The sequence below is a fragment of the Mycobacterium ulcerans subsp. shinshuense genome, from assembly GCF_002355775.1.
Lineage (GTDB): Bacteria > Actinomycetota > Actinomycetes > Mycobacteriales > Mycobacteriaceae > Mycobacterium > Mycobacterium marinum.
This window is the reverse complement of sequence record NZ_AP017624.1, coordinates 2,687,043-2,708,985: the sequence shown is the minus strand read 5'-3', so window position 1 is coordinate 2,708,985 and position 21,943 is coordinate 2,687,043. Positions and strand designations below refer to the sequence as shown.

Below are 21,943 nucleotides of genomic sequence, written 5' to 3'. Positions count from 1 at the left end.
TTTGAATGCTGCGCAGAAACTTGCCGCACCGTCAGAGATCGGCGTTTATCCTGGTGACCATCATGTTTTACCCCACGGTGGTGTCCTACGGGCTACGCGAGACTGCGCGCAGGCACTGGGCGACGAGATAGTGCGGCGATGACGCAGATCTTCGGCGGCTACCCGCGGATGAGAGGCGTCACACGGCAGTTGCTCGGGCGCACCGTCGGGGAGGCGCCGGCGGTTGGATCCGATCGGCCCAGCGGTAGGCCCGGAAGCCCCGTCACCGCGGGAGCACCCTCGTGACTCACGGCATGGTGCTCGGGAGGTTCCTACCACCCCATGCCGGACACGTCTATCTCGGCGAGTTCGCAAGCCGATGGGTGGATGATCTGACCATCGTGATCTCGGTACAGGACGAAGACCCGATTTCGGGTACCCAACGATTTGCCTGGATGCGTGAGCTGTTTCCCTTCGACCACGTGGTTACCGTTGCCGTGGAAAACCCACAGCATCCGCCGGAGCATCCGTCGTACTGGGACATCTGGAAGCAGCGCCTCGAGCGGGTACTCCCCCGGCGCCCCGACTTCGTCTTTGCTTCCGAGCCTTACGGCGAGGACCTCGCCAAGGTTCTCGGAGCGCGTTTCGTGGCGGTCGATCAAGCCCGCAACATCGTTCCGGTGAGCGGAACGCGCATCAGAGCGGACCCGCTTGCCTACTGGCGCTACATCCCACGGTGCGTGCGGCCTGCCTTCGTGAAGCGCATCAGCATCATCGGCCCCGCATCCACCGGTAAGACCACCCTCGCACGAGCCCTCGCCGAAAGGCTCGGAACGACGTGGGTGCCGGAGTGGGCAAGGACACCGCGGGGGCTCAATCCCGACTCGCTAGAGGATTGGACCGAGATCGTTCGCGGACAAATCGCGTCGGAAGAGGCGCTGGCCCGCAATGCCGATCGCATCCTGATTTGCGACACCGATCCCCTCGCGACCACCGTATGGGCCGAGTTCCTGCTTGGGCACAGCCCGCGCGAACTCGACTGTTGTGCCCGGCGTCCTTACGATCTCACGCTGCTCACCAAACCCGATCTGCCCTGCAACGCAGACCAGAGGGGTGGCCGGCCCGGCGATCGCGGCGAGTTCTTCGCGCGCTGCCAACACGCCCTGAAGACGGCCAGACGCCCGTTCGTGGTGGTCAGTGGCGACTGGGACGAAAGGACGTCGACGGCTCTGCGCGCCATCGAAGAGCTCACTCCTGCGGTCCGCGTGAAGGACAGCGGTGTGGACCGCGCGGAACGCCAAGTTGGGGCGTCGCGCTCCCCGTGACAAATTCCATCACCCCCAGTCGGCGCCAACGGCCGGCTCTAGCTCCAGCGGCGGACGCGCCCCCGACCCCAACTTCCGGCGTGGCCCAAGGGTTCCGGATCCTATGGTGATGCGCCGCGCGGGCACCCCGCGCCGACCGAGATCACCGGACACTCATCCGGACAACCGAGACCAACACAGCTATCCGGACCGGCTGGACGCCGGACTGTGGCGGATTGCCGGCGTGTGCGTTCTGGGCTCGATCATGACCATGGTGGACACCAGCGTCGTCACCGTCGCACAGCGCACATTCGTCGACACCTTCGGTTCGACCCAGGCCGTCGTTGCCTGGACGATCACCGGCTACACGCTTGCGTTGGCTGCTGTGGTCCCCCTGGCAGGCTGGGCGGCCGACCGATTCGGTACCAAACGAATGTTCATGGGTTCGATATTGGTGTTCACCCTGAGCTCACTTCTGTGCGCGATTGCGCCAAACATCGCCCTGCTGATCGCTTCTCGAGTGGTGCAGGGTCTCGGTGGCGGCATGCTGGCGCCGCTGGCCCTGACCATCGTCAACCGCGAGGCGGGCCCCAAACGGGTTGGCCGTGTGATGGCCGTGCTGGGGATTCCGGGTGTGCTCGCTCCGGCTTTTGGTCCCGCCTTGGGCGGCTGGCTCATCGACAGCTATAGCTGGCAGTGGATCTTCTGGGTCAACTTGCCGGTCGGGGTGGTCGCGGTGGGTCTGGCCGCGATCGTGTTCCCTCGAGATACGCCCGCACCGTCGGAAACCTTCGACGTCGTCGGGATGCTGCTGCTGTCGCCGGGCCTGCCGGCGTTTTTGTACGGGATGTCGGAAATCCCCATCTATGGCACCGTGGCCGATCGCCACGTGTGGGTACCGGCGGGAATCGGTATCGCCTTGATAGTCGGGTTTGTGTTTCATGCCCTCTACCGCGCGGACAAGCCCCTCATCGATCTGCGCCTGCTCACCAACCGCGCGCTCACCTTGGCCAACGTGGCGATGTTTCTCTACATCGTCTCGACTTTCGGCGCCGGGGTGCTCTTTCCCAGCTACTTCCAACAGCTGCTCGACCACACCCCGCTGCAAGCCGGGATGAGCTTGCTGCCCCGCGGAATCGGCGCCGCGCTGGCAGTGCCGTTGGCGGGAGCGTTGGTGGACAGACGCGGTGCTCGCGGGGTACTCGTCATCGGCGTCACGCTGATTGCCACCGGTATGGGCGTCTTCGCCTTCGGGGTCGCCACCCAGCGCGAATACCTTCCGATGCTGTTGATCGGTCTGACGATCCTGGCATGGGCATGGGCTGCACCAGGATGCCGCTTGTCGCGGTGGCAATGCAGAGCCTGGCCCCCAACCAGATCGCGAGGGGTTCAACGCTGATCAAAGTCAATCAGCAGATGGCAGCCGCGGTAGGCACCGCGCTAATGTCGGTGATCCTGACCAGCCAGCTCAACAATGGCGAAAATGCCTCCGATGCCAGCAAGGCCGAGATCTTGCGTGAGCACCGACCCGGCGTCCCCCTTGACCAGCCCGTGTTGCACGAACTTTCGCGCGCGTACAGCGTGGTGTTTGTGGTGGCAGTCGTCCTGGGGGTGTTGGCCTTCATACCGTTGGCTTTCTTGCCGAAATGGTCGGCGCTGACCGCACTGAGCCAAACGTCGTCGCTCGAGCGCACGCCCGAACCCGACGCTGCACCCCATGGCCGGCAGTCGCCACCAGAAGACACCCGGCCCGGCGCCGGCCGCAACAGCTCATCGAACGACCTGACGCCGTCCGGGCCGGATGGCTGAATCATGCAGCGCACTGGGTACCCGGTGTCGGAAGCTCGTGGTTGGCTGGTTGCATGCGAAGAATCGAAGTCGGTGACGTTCTCGCCGCGCATCAACTCAGCGACATCCATGACCAGACGGTGCCAGTGCCCGACCCGGATCACCTGGTACATCTACAGTTCCGCCGCTTCGCCGGCTGCCCGATCTGCAACCTTCATCTCCGGTCGATCAGCGGACGACACGATGAGATCGTCGCCGCCGGAATCCGAGAGGTCGCGGTGTTTCACTCCAGCGCTTCGGCGATGCGTGAGTATCAGGCGGAACTGCCCTTCGCGACGATCGCCGACCCCGCCAAAGAGCTCTACCGCGAGTTCGGTGTCGAGTCCTCGCCGAAAGCCGTGCTAAGCCCACGGGCCTGGATGGCCGCGAGCCGGGGAATGAAGGGCCAATCGTGGCGCGGCGCCGCGGGGATCGGTGAGGGACACTTGGGACTTCCGGCCGACTTCCTCATCGGTTCAGACGGCCGGGTGCTGGCCACCAAATATGGAAACCACGCCGACGATCAGTGGTCGGTAGACGAACTATTGGACCTGGCCGCCTCCTCCCGCTGAGGCGGCTGGTCACGAGAGGTGCGATCGTGATCGATGAGCCACACCGGCCCCTGAGCCGCCGTCGCCTCTTCGGAATCGCGATGCCCGTAACCGGTGCGATCGCCCTGTCGGCTTGCACCGGTTCACCGCGCAAGCCAGCCGACGCGGGCGCATCCTCATCCGAGCAGGTGACCGTCACCGCTCCCGAAGACCTGATGCGCGAGCACGGGGTCCTCAAACGAATCTTGCTGATCTACCGAGAAGGGATCCACCGCCTGCAAGTTGGCGATCCGGCTCCCACACAAGAACTCAACGCCAGCGCTCAGATAATCCGAGCGTTCGTCGAGAACTATCACGAAGCCCTCGAAGAACGATATGTCTTTCCCACGCTGGAGCAGGCCGGAAAATTCACCGACACCACTTCCGTACTGCGCACCCAGCACCAACGAGGCCGGGGAGTCACCGACCGGATTCTCGCCGCTACCGCCGCAGCGGGTAGCGCGCCCGGCCAGCCAGGGCGAGACGCCCTGGTCCGGGATATGACGGCGTTCATCCGAATGTACGAGCCGCACGAGGCACGCGAAGACACCGTCATCTTTCCGGCGTTGCGGGACGTGATGCCGGCCGGAGAGTTCCGCGACCTGGCCGAGGTGTTCGAAGACGAGGAGCACCGGCAGTTCGGCCAGGCCGGTTTTCAAGGGGTGGTCGACCAGGTCGCCGATGTCGAGAAAGCCCTCGGCATGTACGAGCTGGGCCAATTCACGGCCAGCTAGCCCCGCCTGCGCAACGCCTGCCGCCCTGCACCGAAATCGCCCACTCCGAACTGACGAAATGCATTGCTAGGCAACATTTCCCGTTCAATCACACCATTTGCACCGAATAGTTTTCCAATGCCATACATACTGTTTGGCATTGGCAGGCATCCAACGAGCGGCTAGCGACGGCACCTAACTAGACGGGGGCCGAGCGAGGCCCCGAGTTGTGGCCTGAACTAGAACGCAAACCGGTTGAGCACGTCGAAGTTTCGCACCGGTGTGGCATAGACCAGCCGCCATAGCAGTCGTATCGGCGCCGAGGGTATGCGTGCAAAAAGCGCCCCAACATGGGTCTGCTCGAGGAAGCGCAGCCGCGGGTTCCATTGCTGGAGGTCCCGCACGTCACTGATACCCCACTAGGTGATGCCCTTGGTAAAGGCCTTGAACAGCCGCGGCCCCAACGGCGACGTTGTGTCAAAGGCAAGCTCCCCGGCACCAAACCGATCCGTCACACGCTGCAGCAACATCCGGACCTCCGGCTCGGTGAGATACATGAGCAGGCCCTCTGCGACCAGCAGCGTTGGGCGATCGGTGGGTATCTCGTCCAGCCACGCCTCATCGGTCACCGACGACCCGATCATCCGGTAGCCGGCGCAGTCGTCGTAGAGCTTGCGCCGCAACGCGATCACATCCGGTTGATCGACGTCGTACCATTGCGCGCTCTGTGGCGGGTGCAGCCGGAAGGCTCGGGTATCCATGCCGCACCCCAGGTGCAGAACCACGGCGTTGCGATGGCGCCCCAGGAAGTCCGTACACCAGTCATCGAACTGCTTGGCCCGCATGGTGACCATGTATTGGCTGGTTGCGGGCCACATGGTGCGGTCCATGCGGCCCCAGTCGTATTCGATGCGCTGCACCGCCTCCGCTGCCGCCGTGTCGCCCAGAATTGGCGCCGGCGAGCGGCTCTCGCATGCCCGCAAGTACAGCGTGCAGAGATTTGTCCACTCCACCGACCCCCACCGCACATCGCTGAAGTCGACCTTGTGCGTCTCGGTCATTGCTGCCTCCGTTTGCCCGATTACGACTGCCGCTACGAACGCCGCCTTACCCCGAATTGTGCAGTGCCACTCGAGTATCAGAATCCTCCCCACCAGGGTGATCTCCACGATGCCACCGATACGAACTACCCGACAGGCCTGGGCCTGCGATCAAGGCCCCGTTTCGCATTGATAGGCGCCGATTGTTGAACCATTCGAGATCAGTCTTGGACGGTCACTCGCCGGCGCTGCGACGATCCGAGGTATGGCAAAGGCATCGACCCAAGCCGGTTGCCGCTACCGGAGAGGAACCTTCAATGACCACGACGTCCGACCGCCTCACCACCCACGCCATCTCCCTGTGGGATGGCGAAATCGTTGAGGAAAGCGACCTGGGTTCGATCCGCCGAGTCACCGCTGACACCTTCCCGATCCTGCGAGGCATGTCGATCAAGCGAGTGCTGATCAACCCGGGCGCGATGCGTACCCCCCACTGGCATGCCAACGCCAACGAGCTGACCTCCTGCGTGTCCGGAACCTCACTGGTGTCAGTGCTCGACAGCGGAAGCCAGTTCTCGTCATTCACCGTCAGCGCCGGCGAGATGTTCCACATCGACTCGGGGTCGCTGCACCACATCGAGAACATCGGCGAGGACGTCGCCGAGTTCATCATCGCCTTCCGCCACGAACGCCCCGAAGACTTCGGCTTGGGCGCTGCGTTTGGCGCGATGACCGATGCCGTGCTGGGCAACACCTACGACCTGGACGCCGCCGCGTTCGGCACGATCCGTCGTCGCGCCTCCGACCGAGCGCTGGCGGCCCGATCCGGCCCTGCGGTGGCCCCCGGCACTGCCTCGTACAACGACCCGCACAAGTTTGCGGTGGAGGCTCAGCAACCGCCCATCAGCGTCGCGGTCGGTTCGGCGCGGCTCGCGCGGGTGCAGTACTGGCCGGCGTTGAAGGACTTGTCGATGTACTCACTGCGGATCAAGGAGGATGGCATGCGCGAACCGCATTAACACCCCGTCACGGCCGAAATGGGTTATGCACAACAGGGTTCGGCCCGGATGACAGTCATGGACCCCGATGGCACCCTGGACACTTGGCACCTGAACGCGGGAGACGTCTACTTCATCCCGCGCGCCTATCCGCACCACATCGAGGTGATCGACTGCGACGAGTGGCACTTCACCATCTTTTTCGACCAACCCACACCCGGCGACATCGGCTACCGCGCTTCGGTGAGCGCCTACTCGCGCGAGGTGCTGGCCGCCACCTTCAACACCCACATCGACGACCTGCCGGACTTCCCGTTCACCCGGACTGACCCCCTGGTCGTCAATCGCATCAATCCCGTCGACCGGCACCTGGTAGGTGAGTGACCGCAAGCCGGCCGAAACCGGACAGCTGCGAATGTGAACGCGGGCCCCGACCAGGTAACGACGAAAGTCTCTAGTGGAGCTGGCAAGGTGCTGCGATCGTTTCTGCCATGCCAATGGGTCGATGATGACCGGGCAGGAGGTAGACATGTCATTTCTCACCGTGCTGCCGGACATGGTAGCCACGTCCGCGGAAAATCTGGTGGATGTTTGTTCGACGCTGGGGGTGGCGAACGCGGCGGCCGCGGTCCCCACGACGGGGATAGCAGCCGCAGCCTCCGATGAGGTATCCACCGCCATTGCAACGCTATTCGGCTCCTACGCTCAGGAGTACCAAACCCTCAGCGCCCGGGCGGCAGCATTTCATGACGAGTTCGTGAGCGTGTTGAAAGGCAGCGGGGCCGCATACCTAAGCGCCGAAGTCGCCAACGCCGAGCAGAATCTGATCAAGACGGTGAACGCGCCCGCTCGAGCATTGCTCGGGCACCCGCTGATCCCCACCGATGGTTCCGCAACCGCTGGCCCCGGCACTGGCGTCATCGGGACCGCAGGCCTGCGAACCGTCGATGCCGTAGCGACTGCGGTGCGTAGCGGCGCGAACGCCACACTTGGCCGGGTCACTGTGGCCGAGTCCGTGGTTGCCGCCTCGGCCACCCGGGTCGCCAGCGCGGCCACGCTCCTTCCCGGGCACGTCGCGGCCAGCGTGGAATCCGTTTCCGCATCGTTGCCTGCCTCGCTCGCGTCGCTGTCGCTGCTCGGCTCCACCGCGGCACCGGCGGCACAGGCGACGGTGGACATTGCCGCCCCGTACCAAGAACTGATCGAGAACACGGCCGCCAACCTGCAAAGCCTGGGCAGCACGTGGGCCGCCAATCCGGCGCCCTTCTTGAGTCAGATCCTCGCCAACCAGCTGGGTTACGGGCAAACGATCGCCACGTCGCTGCAGAACGCAGCCCAGGACCTCGGTGCCGTGCTGTATGACCCGTCGGCGCTGAATCGGGCGTTGGCTGACCTATCCCCGATCTCGGCCATTGGGGGACAGATCCAGCAAAACCTCATCAATCTCGGTGGCACAGCACTCACCGACGTGGCACCCGCGGTGGCGTTCGTGGCAGCAGGTCCCGCGCTCAGCACACTGCAGGGATTCGAAATTAGCTTGAACGCCTTCACCACCGCGGTGCAGAGCGGGGACATTGCGGAGGCATTGGGCGCCCTCGTCGATGCTCCTGCTGTCTTGGCCAACGGCTTCCTCAATGGTGGGGTGACGCTGCCGTTGTTGCTGCCGATCCGTCTGGGATTCGTGGTCCTCGATGTCCCGTTCGACGGGATTCTCGTTGCTCCACATGCCACCACAGCGACCGTGACCTGGTTCCTGCCGTATTTTCAGGAGGTTGTCTCGGGTCCCACCGTTGGCGGCATCGTTAGCACGCTATTGACCTCTGTGCCACAAGAATTAGCGACGGCGATCACTCCCGCCTAGCCGTCCAAGCTGCCGCCCTTCACCGACATCTGTCGGCACGGGGTAGCCGCGGTTGTCACGGTTGCTCCCGATGATCGGGTGCGGGCAACGGTTTCCACGCCGACGACACCGACGCGCTCCAACGTGGGGCGCGGTGCTGCAGGAACGCCTCGACTCCCTCGCGTGCATCGGCACTGCCCATGACCCGCCGATGCAGTTGTGTCTCCAGCTCGGCGACCTGACGCGGTGTGTAGCCGTTGATCAGGGTGTCCCACAGCAGCCCCTTGCTCAGCGCGACCGACATCGGTACGGTGTTGGCCGCGATGTCGCGCGCCACGGCCATTGCGTGTCCGAGCACGTGCGGACCCGGCAGTGTTCGGGTGGCGATCAGGGCTCCGGCGTTGTTGATTAGCAGGCTTGCGAGCTGGGGAATTGTGGATTGAGGAGGTCTAGGCGGCGGTTGGCGGTCAAAGCGGTGATCCGGCAGGCTTCGGCGATGTTGTCGGCGTCGTTGAGGCGGTGCAGATTGATCGCGGTGTTGCGTAGCGTTGCTAGGACCTGTGCGCCGTTTCCGGTATGTGCCCTTTGACGGTCTTCGTCGAAGGTGACGTCGCGTATCCAGTGCAGGCTGTTCTCGATTCCCCAGTGTTGACGCATCCAGGTCATGATCGCGGTAGGGCGGGCGTGCTCGAACGGCAGGCTGCAGATGGCATAGACCACCTCCACGCTGCGCTGGTCGGTGGCGGTGATCAAGCGTTCACGAGTGATCCGGATGATTTGTTTTGCGTAGGGGAAGCCGATTCCTCGTGCAGCGGTGATGATTTGCAGGGTGCGGGTCTCGACACGGCCGTGGCCGCGGGAGTCGTCGGTAGCGGCTGCGGGCACCTCGGCCCAGGGCAGCGCGGTGATACGCGCAAGTATTTTGGCTTGGTTGGACTTGACGATCATCAGGTAGTGCGACTTCAAGGTGGCGCAGATCAACTTCGCGGTGACGACCTGGGTATGCATCGCATCCACGGTGACCAGCCACCGCAAGCTACCCGGCAGCAGCGTGAGCAGGGCACGTACGCAGGGAATTTCATTGCTTTTCTCGGCGACAGCGAGTTGACCGAGCACCAATCGGGCACGGTGGGCGAACACCGACACGAGATGCGTGGCTGTCGCTTTGGCGCGTAAAGCACCACGCAGCATCTTGCCGTCCAACGCGATCGGCACCAATCCACTGGGGTCGCTGCTGGCCACGTATGCAGTGAAGTAACTGCCCATCCTGGCGTTGAGGTCGGCGGGGTCTAGCCGAGACAAAACAGCGCGGAAGGTCTTCTCACTGGGCCGCCGGAACCGGACCCCTAATTGGGCCAACACATCATCGGGAGCGGTGGCCGCCCATGTGGCAAAACCAGCATAGCCGCGCATCCCCGCGGCAGTGGCCAGAACCGCGATCGCCAACAAAGCCATCAGCGAATACCTCCGACCGCGTGGGCCCCTCGGGTCTGGCACCGAGGCCAACACATCGAGAAACTCCGATCCGATGAGCTCGCTGCGCTCACCAGGACTCCAGCGGTCGAACACCTCTGGAACCGACGACACAGGCAATACTGAAACGGTAGGCACGAGCAACTCCAGACCAACGACGAACAGTAACCAACTCGATCGTTCTCCAGATAGCCCGTGCCTACACTCCGGCCCCAATAGCGCGGCACCAAAGATCATCAACCCAGCTCACAAGCCTGCTAATCAACAACGCCGGAGCCCTGGGGTGGCGATTCCCATGGCCAATGCCTCCGCGCCGTCGAACGTGCGCCCGGTCAACAGGATGTCCGCTGCCGCCGCACTGCCCACCAGATGCGGCAGGGTCCAATGCGACATGCAGTCGGCAATGACTCCGCGACGGACCTGCACGACCGCGTATTTGGCGAACTCCGCCATGATCCGGATGTCGGCTTGCAAGGCGATGGTCAGACCGATCCCGATGGCGTGGCCGTTGACTGCGGCGATGACGGGCGTGCGCAACTCGAATGTCGCGGGATCTATCGGTGCTGCGGTAAACCCGCCGCCACCGTCGGGCGCGTCAAAAGGATTTGTGTCCCCGGAGAAATCGGCGCCGGCGCAAAACGCATCACCGGCTCCTGTGACCACGATCGCGCGCACCGCATCATCGTCATCGCACTGCCGGTAGGCCGAGCTGAGCGACAGTCCCATCTCGGCGGTGTAGGCGTTGCGGCGCTGCGGACGGTTCAGGGTCAATATCGCGATGCCGTCGGTGACGCTCACGGTGAGATCGGTCATGTCGAGGTACCGATCGCCGGTGACCACCGCCGATCCATCGCCGCACGAACTTCGCCGGCGAGTGCATCGAGCTGAGCGCTCACGCTGGCATCGAAGCCCTGTTCGGCGATGGCCTGCTGAACGCGGACGAGCCGGCCGGCGACGGCACGTCGATGCACCGGCAGCCGCGCCGTCCAGGCTAGTTCGCGAAGCAGCGACAGCAGTCTGGCCAGCACCACCGGATCTCTGGAGCCATACTGCTGCACCTGCGTGCACACGACATCAAGTAGCGCGGCCAGGTCCGGCGCGGCGACGACTACCCGGGGCGCCCCGTCGTCGTCGCGCAGCACCCGATAGCCCAGCCGGTAGTTGACGAGGTCACACAAAACGGCCGCACAAGAACTCAAGCCGTGCACCGCGGTGGTCGGGTCGTTGATGCCCGGGGAAAGTGCCCGGATCACGACATCGGTGAGCTGTCGCAGCCCGTAGCTGATGTCTTGGGTGCTGGTGCGTTCCATACCGGTGCGCATCGCAGCGCAGCCGCGTTTGCGCAGCGACGCCAGTCTTTCCGCATCAAGCGGACACGACGGATCCGCCGACCAGCAGAATGCGGCCGGCACGCCCGCGATCAGCGAAGATCCGACTTGACGGTCGAGCCAGACGACGGCGTCGGCGTCCACCGCTGCGGCCAGGACGGCGCGCTCATCGACTTCCACCAGGAAACCCGACGCTTGGGTCACGATCATCGAATGCGCCGTCGGAGGTGATGGAATGCGGTCGTCGGGCTCGTCGTCATCGAGCGGATCCAGCACGCGGTGGGCGGTCGCGGTCGCCTCAGCCGAGACGTGGCCGAGCATCATCTCGATCCGGATCTGACGCACCAGATGGCCCAGAAACAAGACCAGGGCCAGCACACTCACCATGGCCAACAGATAGGACAGCGTTACCGCGATCTGGGGAACGAACTCGGCGCCTTCACCGCGCTTGTTGCGGACGCTGCGCAGGACCGTCAGCGCATAGGCGAACGTGGCGAGGAACACCGCCAGCGTGCGCTGAACGAAATGATCGGCGGCGAAGGTGCGGAGCAGTCTGGGCGTGTACTGACTGCTGGCCAGCTGCAGGGTGATCAGGGTCAACGAGAACGTCAACGACGTCACCGTCACCAACGAGGTCGCGATCGCGCTCAGCAGTTCCCGCGCCGCATCGGCGCCACCACCGAATATGTAGCTGGTCAGCGCGGGCGGCATGTGCGGATCGACGGCGCTGTCGACTTCGGGTAGCGCCAGCCCAACCGCGATCGCCATCACTACGCCCAGTGCCGGTGTTGGCCACAACCGGCTGCGCAGGCCTTCGGCGATCGCGACGCGACGCTGGGTGAGAGCCTGCAGAAAGCCCCGCAGGCCCGAATTCCGCTCACCCCCGCGCGACACCCGGCTACCCGCCGCCCGAGCCTGATCGATAGGTGCGTTCTCGGGTGTTCGGGTCCGTCATGGGGCCTCCTCAAACATGCAGCCCAACCAGTCATACACCCGGAGGTGCTCCGCAGACACCCCTGCGGGCTCCCGCGCGTCGCTTGCCGCGGCCCATCCACGGTCGGTCCAGTGGCGCGCGGGCTTAGACTCCATTCGGCGCGGCGGTAGCAAAGGAGCGCTTCGCCAGGGCGACGGTGGGTCGCGTACCGTCAGCGGCTTCAGTGTCGCCCCATACCGATGCGCGAAGGAGAGCATGTGCAGGCGCCAGCAAAAGCCATTGAAGCCGATTACCTCGTGGTGGGAGCCGGTGCAATGGGAATGGCGTTCACCGACACGCTCATCACCGAATCCGATGCGCGGGTGGTTATCGTCGACCGCGCGCATGCGCCGGGTGGGCACTGGACCACGGCTTACCCCTTCGTACGGCTGCATCAACCGTCGGCGTACTACGGCGTCAACTCACGGCCATTGGGCAACAACACCATTGACGCCGTCGGCTGGAACCAGGGGCTGAACGAACTCGCACCCGTCGGCGAGATCTGCGCCTACTTCGACGCCGTCATGCAGCAGCAGTTTCTTCCCACCGGCCGGGTCGAGTACTTCCCGATGAGCGAATACCTCGGTGATGGCCGGTTCCGGACCCTGGGTGGAGCAGAACACCAGGTCACCGTCAGCCGTCGCATCGTCGATGCCACCTACCTGCGTGCCGTCGTGCCGTCCATGCGGCCGACGCCTTACCCGGTGGCGCCCGGGATCGACTGCATTGCGCCCAACGATCTGCCCAAGTTCACCGGAAAAGACCGGTACGTGATCGTCGGCGCGGGCAAGACCGGCCATGGATGTCTGCCTTTGGTTGCTACGCAATAGCGTCGATCCCGGCCAGCTGACCTGGATCAAGCCCCGAGACGCGTGGGTGATCGACCGCGCCACGCTGCAGCCCGGGCCGACATTCATCAAGCAATTCCGCGATAGTTACGGCATCACTCTCGAGGCAATCGGTAGAGCAACATCGATCCGGGATCTGTTTGACCGGCTCGAAAAGGCCGGAACATTGCTTCGGCTCGACCCTGCGGTACGGCCAACCATGTATCGGTGCGCGACGGTGTCACAGCCCGAATTCGACCAACTGCGCCGCATCGAGGACGTGGTGAGGATGGGCCACGTCCAGCGCATCGACTCCACCGAGATCGTGCTCGACGGCGGATCGGTCCCCTGCTCAGCGTCGGCCCTCTATGTCGACTGCACCGCCGACGGCGCACCGCAGCGCCCGGCCAAACCCGTCTTCGACGGCGATCACCTCACCCTGCAGGCGGTACGCGGATGCCAGCAGGTATTCAGTGCCGCCTTTACCGCGCACGTTGAACTCGCCTACGACGGGGACGAGGTGAAAAACGAGCTCTGTACCCCGATTCCACATCCGGATTCCGATCTGGACTGGATGCGGCTGACACACTCCGACCTTCGAAACGTTCAGCGCTGGCTCGACGATGTCGAGCTCACCGACTGGCTGAGTTCGGCGCGGTTGAACCTGCTAGCCGACTTGCTCCCGCCCCTGTCGCACAAGCCGAGGGTGCGCGACCGGGTGGTATCAATGTTCCGATCGAAGTTGAACATCGCCAGCGAGCAGCTGGAGAAGCTGCTCAGCGATCATGGTCACGACGGCGCAAGTCAACAACAGTGAGGACAGGACGTGCCGGACAACACTGACGCCCAAGCGCCGTTGGTCGCCCTCCCCGGTGCTGGATACGTATACCGAACAAGCTGGCGACTGGCCACCACCGATATCGACGAACACATGCGGCTACGCCTCGATGGTGTCGCGCGCTACATCCAAGAAGTCGGCGCCGAGCATCTCGCCGATGCCGAATTGGCCGAGGTCCACCCCCATTGGATCGTCCTGCGCACCGTGATCGACGTTATCGAGCCGATCGAGCTACCCAGCGAGATCACCTTCCGCCGTTGGTGCGCGGCCCTTTCCACCAGATGGTGCAACATGCGCGTTCAGTTGGAGGGCTCGCGCGGTGGACGGATCGAAACCGAAGGCTTCTGGCTGTGCGTCAACAAGGACACCTTGACTCCGTCACGACTCACCGATGCTTGCCTGACCCGCTTCGGCAGCACCACCGACGACCACCGGCTCAAGTGGCGGCCTTGGCTCACCGAGCCGATCACGGCCGGTGTGGACACACCATTTCCGTTGCGTCGCACAGATATTGATCCGTTTGAGCATGTCAACAACACCATCTACTGGCACGGCATACACGAGATACTCAGCCAACAGACGACCTTGACGGCCCCCTACCGCGCCGTGCTCGAGTACCGCAGTCCGATCAAGTTTGGCGAAACGGTCACCATCCGCTCCGAGCAACGCGACGGGGTGACACACCTCCAGTTCACCGTCGGTGACGACGTTCGCGCGGCGGCCTTGTTGCGCAAGCTTTAGCGCGGTTATCTCCCGTGCCCGATCCCCAGCGGCGATCGGCCGCTCTGGACCGAAACGCCAGGGCTCCGGCGTTGTTGATTAGCAGGCTTGTGAGCTGGGGAATTGTGGATTGAGGAGGTCTAGGCGGCGGTTGGCGGTCAAAGCGGTGATCCGGCAGGCTTCGGCGATGTTGTCGGCGCCGTTGAGGCGGTGCAGATTGATCGCGGTGTTGCGTAGCGTTGCTAGGACCTGTGCGCCGTTTCCGGTATGTGCCCTTTGACGGTCTTCGTCGAAGGTGACGTCGCGTATCCAGTGCAGGCTGTTCTCGATTCCCCAGTGTTGACGCATCCAGGTCATGATCGCGGTAGGGCGGGCGTGCTCGAACGGCAGGCTGCAGATGGCATAGACCACCTCCACGCTGCGCTGGTCGGTGGCGGTGATCAAGCGTTCACGAGTGATCCGGATGATTTGTTTTGCGTAGGGGAAGCCGATTCCTCGTGCAGCGGTGATGATTTGCAGGGTGCGGGTCTCGACACGGCCGTGGCCGCGGGAGTCGTCGGTAGCGGCTGCGGGCACCTCGGCCCAGGGCGGCGCGGTGATACGCGCAAGTATTTTGGCTTGGTTGGACTTGACGATCATCAGGTAGTGCGACTTCAAGGTGGCGCAGATCAACTTCGCGGTGACGACCTGGGTATGCATCGCATCCACGGTGACCAGCCACCGCAAGCTACCCGGCAGCAGCGTGAGCAGGGCACGTACGCAGGGAATTTCATTGCTTTTCTCGGCGACAGCGAGTTGACCGAGCACCAATCGGGCACGGTGGGCGAACACCGACACGAGATGCGTGGCTGTCGCTTTGGCGCGTAAAGCACCACGCAGCATCTTGCCGTCCAACGCGATCGGCACCAATCCACTGGGGTCGCTGCTGGCCACGTGTGCAGTGAAGTAACTGCCCATCCTGGCGTTGAGGTCGGCGGGGTCTAGCCGAGACAAAACAGCACGGAAGGTCTTCTCACTGGGCCGCCGGAACCGGACCCCTAATTGGGCCAACACATCATCGGGAGCGGTGGCCGCCCATGTGGCAAAACCAGCATAGCCGCGCATCCCCGCGGCAGTGGCCAGAACCGCGATCGCCAACAAAGCCATCAGCGAATACCTCCGACCGCGTGAGTCCCTCGGGTCTGGCACCGAGGCCAACACATCGAGAAACCCCGATCCGATGAGCTCGCTGCGCCCACCAGGACTCCAGCGGTCGAACACCTCTGGAACCGACGACACAGGCAATACTGAAACGGTAGGCACGGGCAACTCCAGACCAACGACGAACAGTAACCAACTCGAACGTTCTCCAGATAGCCCGTGCCTACACTCCGGCCCCAATAGCGCGGCACCAAAGATCATCAACCCAGCTCACAAGCCTGCTAATCAACAACGCCGGAGCCCTGACCGAAACGCCGATCGAGATCGTCCACCCGGATACTTGTGGACCCCCCAAATATCCTTGCGCTAATTCTGGTGATGAATTCTAGTTCTAAATTCCAATTGTGAATTCTAGTTACGCATTCTAGTCATGAATCCAGTATTGGTTGCACGGTGTCGCGAGCTTTGGTATTTTGACACCGACGGCGTCAGAAAAATTGTCCGATTTGCAGACGGCAGAATTTGCATGAGTCTTCAGCAGCAACAGTCTCCGCAGGTAATGCCAACGTAGCGTTAAGGTTTCGATGTTTGAAGCATCGAAACCAATGGCATCTACGCCAAAATAACGGCAATTGACCGCATAGTCGACTTTTATAAAAGCACGAGCCATAGGATTTGCCAGTGCCCCATAATAATTCTGGCGTTCTGCCGCCAGGGCCACCACTTTCTCGGTCACTACAAGCCGTATTGATGCAGGGCTCCGGCGTTGTTGATTAGCAGGCTTGTGAGCTGGGGAATTGTGGATTGAGGAGGTCTAGGCGGCGGTTGGCGGTCAAAGCGGTGATCCGGCAGGCTTCGGCGATGTTGTCGGCGCCGTTGAGGCGGTGCAGATTGATCGCGGTGTTGCGTAGCGTTGCTAGGACCTGTGCGCCGTTTCCGGTATGTGCCCTTTGACGGTCTTCGTCGAAGGTGACGTCGCGTATCCAGTGCAGGCTGTTCTCGATTCCCCAGTGTTGACGCATCCAGGTCATGATCGCGGTAGGGCGGGCGTGCTCGAACGGCAGGCTGCAGATGGCATAGACCACCTCCACGCTGCGCTGGTCGGTGGCGGTGATCAAGCGTTCACGAGTGATCCGGATGATTTGTTTTGCGTAGGGGAAGCCGATTCCTCGTGCAGCGGTGATGATTTGCAGGGTGCGGGTCTCGACACGGCCGTGGCCGCGGGAGTCGTCGGTAGCGGCTGCGGGCACCTCGGCCCAGGGCAGCGCGGTGATACGCGCAAGTATTTTGGCTTGGTTGGACTTGACGATCATCAGGTAGTGCGACTTCAAGGTGGCGCAGATCAACTTCGCGGTGACGACCTGGGTATGCATCGCATCCACGGTGACCAGCCACCGCAAGCTACCCGGCAGCAGCGTGAGCAGGGCACGTACGCAGGGAATTTCATTGCTTTTCTCGGCGACAGCGAGTTGACCGAGCACCAATCGGGCACGGTGGGCGAACACCGACACGAGATGCGTGGCTGTCGCTTTGGCGCGTAAAGCACCACGCAGCATCTTGCCGTCCAACGCGATCGGCACCAATCCGCTGGGGTCGCTGCTGGCCACGTGTGCAGTGAAGTAACTGCCCATCCTGGCGTTGAGGTCGGCGGGGTCTAGCCGAGACAAAACAGCGCGGAAGGTCTTCTCACTGGGCCGCCGGAACCGGACCCCTAATTGGGCCAACACATCATCGGGAGCGGTGGCCGCCCATGTGGCAAAACCAGCATAGCCGCGCATCCCCGCGGCAGTGGCCAGAACCGCGATCGCCAACAAAGCCATCAGCGAATACCTCCGACCGCGTGGGTCCCTCGGGTCTGGCACCGAGGCCAACACATCGAGAAACTCCGATCCGATGAGCTCGCTGCGCTCACCAGGACTCCAGCGGTCGAACACCTCTGGAACCGACGACACAGGCAATACTGAAACGGTAGGCACGGGCAACTCCAGACCAACGACGAACAGTAACCAACTCGATCGTTCTCCAGATAGCCCGTGCCTACACTCCGGCCCCAATAGCGCGGCACCAAAGATCATCAACCCAGCTCACAAGCCTGCTAATCAACAACGCCGGAGCCCTGCGTATTGATGTTGCTGCGCGGGCCGCAATTTCTGGCCGCCTGCCGGCGCCGGTACGGCGACGTATTCACACTGCGGATCGCGAGGATGGGCACGCAGGTATACCTGGCCGATCCTGGCGACATCAAGACGGTGTTTACCGGCGATACCCACATCTTCCACGCGGGCGACGCGAATGCGCTGTTGAACGGCTTGATCGGGGACAGCTCGTTGATGGTGCTGGATGAAGAAGCGCATCGATGCCGGCGACGCACCATGCTGGCCCCCTTCCACCGCGACGCCGTTGCCCGCCAAGCCGGGCTGATGGCTGAGATCGCCGCGGACAATGTCGCTGGGTGGCCGGCGGGAAGAACGTTCCCGGTCACCGTGAGGATGTCTGAGATCACTTTGGAAGTGATCCTGCGGACGGTAATCGGCGTCACCGACCCGGCTCGCCTCGCGGCGCTGCGCACGGCCGTGCCGCGGCTGCTGAGCATGGGCCCTTGGGGCACCTTGGCGCTCGCCAATCCGAAGCTTCTCAGCCGCCGTCCGTGGCGAGGGCTGCGAAAGCGAATTGCCGATGTGGATAACCTCCTGTACGCGGAGATCACCGACCGTCGCAACGACGCTGAACTAGGCAAACGCGCCGATGTGCTGGCGATGCTGATCCGCACTGAAGGCAACGACAATGCAATGACGGACCGCGAACTACGTGACCAACTCGTCACGTTGCTAGTGGCCGGGTATGACACCAGCGCGACAGGCTTGGCCTGGGCGCTAGAGCGCCTGACCCGCCACCCAACGATCTTGACGAGGGCGGTGGCGGCAGCCCACGCCAGCGCGGCAGGCGATGCCGCCGGCGACGAATACCTCGACGCGGTAGTAAAGGAGACGTTGCGGATCCGCCCGCTGGCATTCGCGGTGGGCCGGGTGCTTGCAGCGCCCGTCGAGGTCGCCGGCTACCAGCTACCGGCTGGGGCATGGGCGCTGCCGGGAATCGGGCTGGTGCATGCCAGCGCCGCGCTCTATCCCGATCCCGACCGATTCGACCCAGATCGGATGATAGGCGTATCTCCGGGGCCGACCACCTGGCTACCGTTCGGAGGCGGCGCTCGCCGCTGCCTCGGGGCCACCTTCGCCCTCGTCGAAATGAGAGTTGTCTTACGTGAGGTCCTGCGGCGGGCCGAATTGATAACCACAACGGCGGCCGATGAGACGCCGAACCTAAAGTACGTCACCTTGATACCAAGCCGCGGCGCGCGCATCAGCGTCCGGACAATCAAGAACATCCCGCCGGCGTCGCCGGTGGGAGCGGAAAAGCCGGCAACAACTCCGGGGTGCCCCGCCACGGAGAATGTTGGTGCTACCCGGCCGGCGTTTTAGCCGGAGACGTCCTGCGCACTAATCATTCGCGCTTGATTCCGGTGGTATCTAGGTCGCCGCTGTCCAAGCACGATGAAAGATGCGGATCAAAAGATCTGGGGGGGACGGATATCGAGGACGAGCAGCCCATTCGACCATAGCGACAGCGCAGGGTGCGGATCGCGCATGTTCGGAGTCCGGACGAACGTCGGCATCGGACGGCCGCATCCACGAGTCGGGGTAAATGGGTCCGGGCCGCCGTTCTGCCTCTCGACAGTGCCGCACCATTGTCTCGCGGTGTGAATTACATTACGATCCGATCGTAATGGAGTCAACGGCATGGACTGACCAGCCCGAACCTCGAGTTCGATCGCAGGGACGACCGAGGGAAGCCCGCATCGATGCCGCGGTGTTGCGTGCGACGACCGAGCTCCTCGAGGAGATCGGGTATGCCCGGCTCACCATTCCCCTGGTCGCGGCGCGGGCCGGCGCCACTCCCCCGGCCGTCTACCGCCGGTTCCCCACCAAGATCGAGTTGGTATACGAGGCGGTCTTTCCCAACCCGACCAGTACCGAGCTGCCGTTGACCGATGGACTCGAATCGGGCATCCGCGCACTACTGCGTGCCGCCATCGATCTGTTCAGCAGACCGGCGGTGCATTCCGCGTTGTCCGGGCTGATGGCCGAATTGCCCTCCGAGCCCGGCCTTTCGGCCCGGCTACTCAGCCGGCTACAGAGCAGCAGCTACGGTCAACTGCAGCGCTTCCTCGACCACGCCGCGGCCAGCGGGCAAGCCACCCCCGACGTCGACGCCCGGATCTTGCTGGACATGATCGACGGAACCGTGATGATGGCCCTGGCAAACGAACGCGATCTCGATGCCGCTTGGATGGACCACACCACCACACTGCTGTTGGGCGGGCTGGCCCGGTGAGCGAGTCAACGCGGCGCGCCATGCAGATGATCGCGTCCTGGCCGCCACGAATGGATCTCAAGGACGTCGCCGCTTGGGCACAGCGGGTGGAGCGGCTGGGCTTCGACGTGATCCATGTTCCGGAAACCATTCATGACGCGTTCACCGTGGCAACGCTGGCGCTGACTCATACCCAGCGAATCATCGTCCGCACCAGCATGATCGTGGTCTTTCCGCGCAGTCCGATGCTTACCGCCTACGCCGCATGGGATCTGGCGAAGTATTCCGATGGCCGCTTTGAGCTCGGGATCGCCTCGCAGGTGCGCGGCAACATCGTCGGCCGATTCTCCACCGAGTGGTCGGACCCGGTGTCGCGCCTGGGCGACTACGTGAATTTGCTACGCGCGATTTTCGATTCGTTCCAGACCGGCGCGCCCCTGCATCACAGCGGACCGCACTACCGATTCGAGCGACTGCAGCCCTACTTCAACCCGGGCCCGATAGCTCATCGGGCGCCGCGGATCTGGACCGGTGGGGTGAACCGGCGCATGTGCAACCTGGCCGGCGAGTTGTCGGACGGCTTCGTGTGTCACCCCACCAACTCACACCCGCGCGTGCTGCGGGCGAGCACGCTTCCCGCTCTGGCGCAGGGGGCCGCGACCGCCCAGCGAGCCGACGGCGGTCCCGCCGTGGTGACCAATCCCCAGCCCATGATGGCCGCGACCCACGATGGCGTCGAACGCCTCCGCGAGCCCCGTCGCGCCGAGTTGGCGTTCCTGTACAGCACCCCCGCGTATCGCCGACAGCTGGAGTACTTCGGCCTCGAAGATGTCGGGCTGACCCTCTCCGAGATAGCCCATCGGGCGGACTGGACGGATCTCGCCGGCCACCTCACCGACGAAGTAATGGATCTCGTTGTGCCCCAGGGCAGCTACCCGGAGATCCCCCACATCCTGGCCGAGTGGTATTCGGGCGTGTGCTCGGGGATCAGCTTGTCGGTTCCGGGCGATGCCGAGGACGACGCCAGCCTCGCTGAGCTCGTCGGACGGTGCAAGCACATCGAGCCCGCGGCCGCACTGGCGCCACCGGAGGTGGACGAATCGGCGGAATCCCGACCAATATGAACCTAGGTTCGGCAACGCAACGAAGCGACGAGGAGAGGCTATGGCTGGGCGGTTGACCGGAGAGGTCGCATTGGTCAGTGGCGGCGCACGCGGCATGGGCGCATCGCATGTTCGGGCGCTGGTGGCCGAAGGCGCTCACGTGGTCCTCGGCGACATCCTCGACGACGAGGGCAGGGCCGTCGCCGCCGAACTGGGCGACGCGGCCCGCTACGTCCACCTCGACGTCACCCAGCCCGAGCAGTGGACGGCCGCGGTGGACACCGCGGTCAACGAATTCGGTGGACTGCATGTTCTGGTCAACAACGCCGGCATCCTGAACATCGGGACCATCGAGGACTATGCGCTGTCGGAATGGCAGCGGATCCTCGACATCAACGTCACCGGTGTCTTTTTGGGGATCCGCGCCGCGGTCAAGCCCATGAAGGAGGCCGGCCGCGGATCGATCATCAACATCTCATCGATCGAAGGGCTGGCCAGCACCATCGCCAGCCACGGCTACACGGTCAGCAAGTTCGCTGTGCGCGGGCTGACGAAATCCACCGCACTCGAGTTGGGGCCCAGCGGCATTCGAGTGAACTCGATCCACCCCGGGCTGGTCAAGACGCCAATGACCGAGTGGGTCCCCGAGGACCTGTTCCAGACCGCACTGGGCCGTGCCGCCGAACCCATGCAAGTCTCCAATCTGGTCGTCTACCTGGCCAGCGACGAGTCGAGTTACTCGACTGGCGCGGAATTCGTGGTCGACGGCGGCACCGTGGCCGGCCTCGCGCACAAGGACTTCAGTGCCGTCGATGTCGCGGCTCAGCCGGAGTGGGTGACGTAATCGGCAAGCGAAGGGGCGACCGAGCCCGCCAGGTC

At 63.7% G+C, this 21,943-nt stretch carries 14 protein-coding genes and 6 pseudogenes; 12 read left to right on the top strand and 8 right to left on the bottom strand.

Translation table 11 applies throughout. The features are described 5' to 3' along the window. Window positions 1-281 precede the first annotated feature (281 nt). The 4 genes and pseudogenes from SHTP_RS12085 (at window position 282) to SHTP_RS12070 (ending at window position 4,434) form a co-directional block, all read left to right on the top strand. Window positions 282-1,304, top strand: a complete 1,023-nt coding sequence (locus SHTP_RS12085) for an AAA family ATPase (RefSeq protein ID WP_096370714.1) — start codon at window positions 282-284, stop codon at window positions 1,302-1,304. Between the two features lie 109 nt (window positions 1,305-1,413). Beyond that, a pseudogene (locus SHTP_RS12080) lies at window positions 1,414-3,092 on the top strand (DHA2 family efflux MFS transporter permease subunit). Window positions 3,093-3,145: 53 nt separating this feature from the next. Continuing rightward, window positions 3,146-3,682, top strand: a complete 537-nt coding sequence (locus SHTP_RS12075) for a peroxiredoxin-like family protein (RefSeq protein ID WP_012394661.1) — start codon at window positions 3,146-3,148, stop codon at window positions 3,680-3,682. A 26-nt stretch (window positions 3,683-3,708) separates the two neighbouring features. Then, window positions 3,709-4,434: a hemerythrin domain-containing protein gene (locus SHTP_RS12070; RefSeq protein ID WP_096370713.1), complete on the top strand. Its 726-nt coding sequence runs from the start codon at window positions 3,709-3,711 to the stop codon at window positions 4,432-4,434. A 218-nt stretch (window positions 4,435-4,652) separates the two neighbouring features. Here SHTP_RS12070 and SHTP_RS12065 read toward each other — a convergent pair. Then, a pseudogene (locus SHTP_RS12065) lies at window positions 4,653-5,474 on the bottom strand (class I SAM-dependent methyltransferase). Between the two features lie 296 nt (window positions 5,475-5,770). Here SHTP_RS12065 and SHTP_RS12060 point away from each other — a divergent pair. Then, a pseudogene (locus SHTP_RS12060) lies at window positions 5,771-6,835 on the top strand (cupin domain-containing protein). A 145-nt stretch (window positions 6,836-6,980) separates the two neighbouring features. Continuing rightward, the gene (locus SHTP_RS12055; RefSeq protein ID WP_096372440.1) at window positions 6,981-8,312 is read left to right on the top strand and encodes a PE family protein; all 1,332 of its coding nucleotides are present in this window, start codon (window positions 6,981-6,983) and stop codon (window positions 8,310-8,312) included. Between the two features lie 55 nt (window positions 8,313-8,367). On the opposite strand, the pseudogene SHTP_RS12050 reads toward SHTP_RS12055, so the two are convergent. From SHTP_RS12050 to SHTP_RS12035, 4 genes and pseudogenes are all read right to left on the bottom strand, one after another. Next, window positions 8,368-8,679 (bottom strand): annotated as a pseudogene (locus SHTP_RS12050) (crotonase); the annotation flags it as partial. A gap of 20 nt (window positions 8,680-8,699) precedes the next feature. Next, complete coding sequence (locus tag SHTP_RS12045) at window positions 8,700-9,902, bottom strand: ISAs1-like element IS2404/ISMul1 family transposase (protein ID WP_420872998.1); 1,203 nt, start codon at window positions 9,900-9,902, stop codon at window positions 8,700-8,702. Window positions 9,903-10,037: 135 nt separating this feature from the next. After that, window positions 10,038-10,577: pseudogene (locus SHTP_RS12040) on the bottom strand (enoyl-CoA hydratase-related protein); the annotation flags it as partial. Beyond that, on the bottom strand, window positions 10,574-11,986 hold the full coding sequence (locus SHTP_RS12035) for a DUF2254 domain-containing protein (protein ID WP_096370711.1): 1,413 nt from the start codon (window positions 11,984-11,986) through the stop codon (window positions 10,574-10,576). The gene SHTP_RS12035 and the pseudogene SHTP_RS12040, both read right to left, overlap by 4 nt. A 279-nt stretch (window positions 11,987-12,265) precedes the next feature. Here SHTP_RS12035 and SHTP_RS12030 point away from each other — a divergent pair. After that, window positions 12,266-13,709 (top strand): annotated as a pseudogene (locus tag SHTP_RS12030) (NAD(P)-binding protein). A 9-nt stretch (window positions 13,710-13,718) separates the two neighbouring features. Next, window positions 13,719-14,471, top strand: coding sequence for an acyl-[acyl-carrier-protein] thioesterase (locus SHTP_RS12025; RefSeq protein WP_096370710.1), 753 nt, complete (start codon window positions 13,719-13,721; stop codon window positions 14,469-14,471). 78 nt (window positions 14,472-14,549) lie between these two features. On the opposite strand, the gene SHTP_RS12020 is transcribed toward SHTP_RS12025, so the two are convergent. The 3 genes from SHTP_RS12020 to SHTP_RS12010 all read right to left on the bottom strand — a co-directional run bounded on the left by SHTP_RS12020 (window position 14,550) and on the right by SHTP_RS12010 (window position 17,566). Continuing rightward, window positions 14,550-15,752, bottom strand: coding sequence for an ISAs1-like element IS2404/ISMul1 family transposase (locus tag SHTP_RS12020; protein ID WP_420872997.1), 1,203 nt, complete (start codon window positions 15,750-15,752; stop codon window positions 14,550-14,552). Between the two features lie 262 nt (window positions 15,753-16,014). After that, a complete protein-coding gene (locus SHTP_RS12015; RefSeq protein WP_096370708.1) occupies window positions 16,015-16,326 on the bottom strand; it encodes a hypothetical protein in 312 nt (103 codons plus the stop codon). Window positions 16,327-16,363: 37 nt separating this feature from the next. Beyond that, complete coding sequence (locus tag SHTP_RS12010) at window positions 16,364-17,566, bottom strand: ISAs1-like element IS2404/ISMul1 family transposase (protein ID WP_420811867.1); 1,203 nt, start codon at window positions 17,564-17,566, stop codon at window positions 16,364-16,366. 150 nt (window positions 17,567-17,716) lie between these two features. Here SHTP_RS12010 and SHTP_RS12005 point away from each other — a divergent pair, with 150 nt between their 5' ends. The 4 genes from SHTP_RS12005 to SHTP_RS11990 all read left to right on the top strand — a co-directional run bounded on the left by SHTP_RS12005 (window position 17,717) and on the right by SHTP_RS11990 (window position 21,908). Beyond that, the gene (locus SHTP_RS12005; protein ID WP_096370707.1) at window positions 17,717-19,069 is read left to right on the top strand and encodes a cytochrome P450; all 1,353 of its coding nucleotides are present in this window, start codon (window positions 17,717-17,719) and stop codon (window positions 19,067-19,069) included. A 304-nt stretch (window positions 19,070-19,373) separates the two neighbouring features. Continuing rightward, on the top strand, window positions 19,374-19,982 hold the full coding sequence (locus tag SHTP_RS12000; protein WP_197706244.1) for a TetR/AcrR family transcriptional regulator: 609 nt from the start codon (window positions 19,374-19,376) through the stop codon (window positions 19,980-19,982). Window positions 19,983-20,002: 20 nt separating this feature from the next. Then, window positions 20,003-21,085 carry an LLM class flavin-dependent oxidoreductase gene (locus tag SHTP_RS11995; RefSeq protein WP_096370705.1) on the top strand — a complete coding sequence of 361 codons (1,083 nt, stop codon included), beginning with the start codon at window positions 20,003-20,005 and terminating at the stop codon, window positions 21,083-21,085. A 40-nt stretch (window positions 21,086-21,125) separates the two neighbouring features. Further along, the gene (locus SHTP_RS11990; RefSeq protein ID WP_096370704.1) at window positions 21,126-21,908 is read left to right on the top strand and encodes an SDR family oxidoreductase; all 783 of its coding nucleotides are present in this window, start codon (window positions 21,126-21,128) and stop codon (window positions 21,906-21,908) included. Window positions 21,909-21,943: the final 35 nt, after the last annotated feature.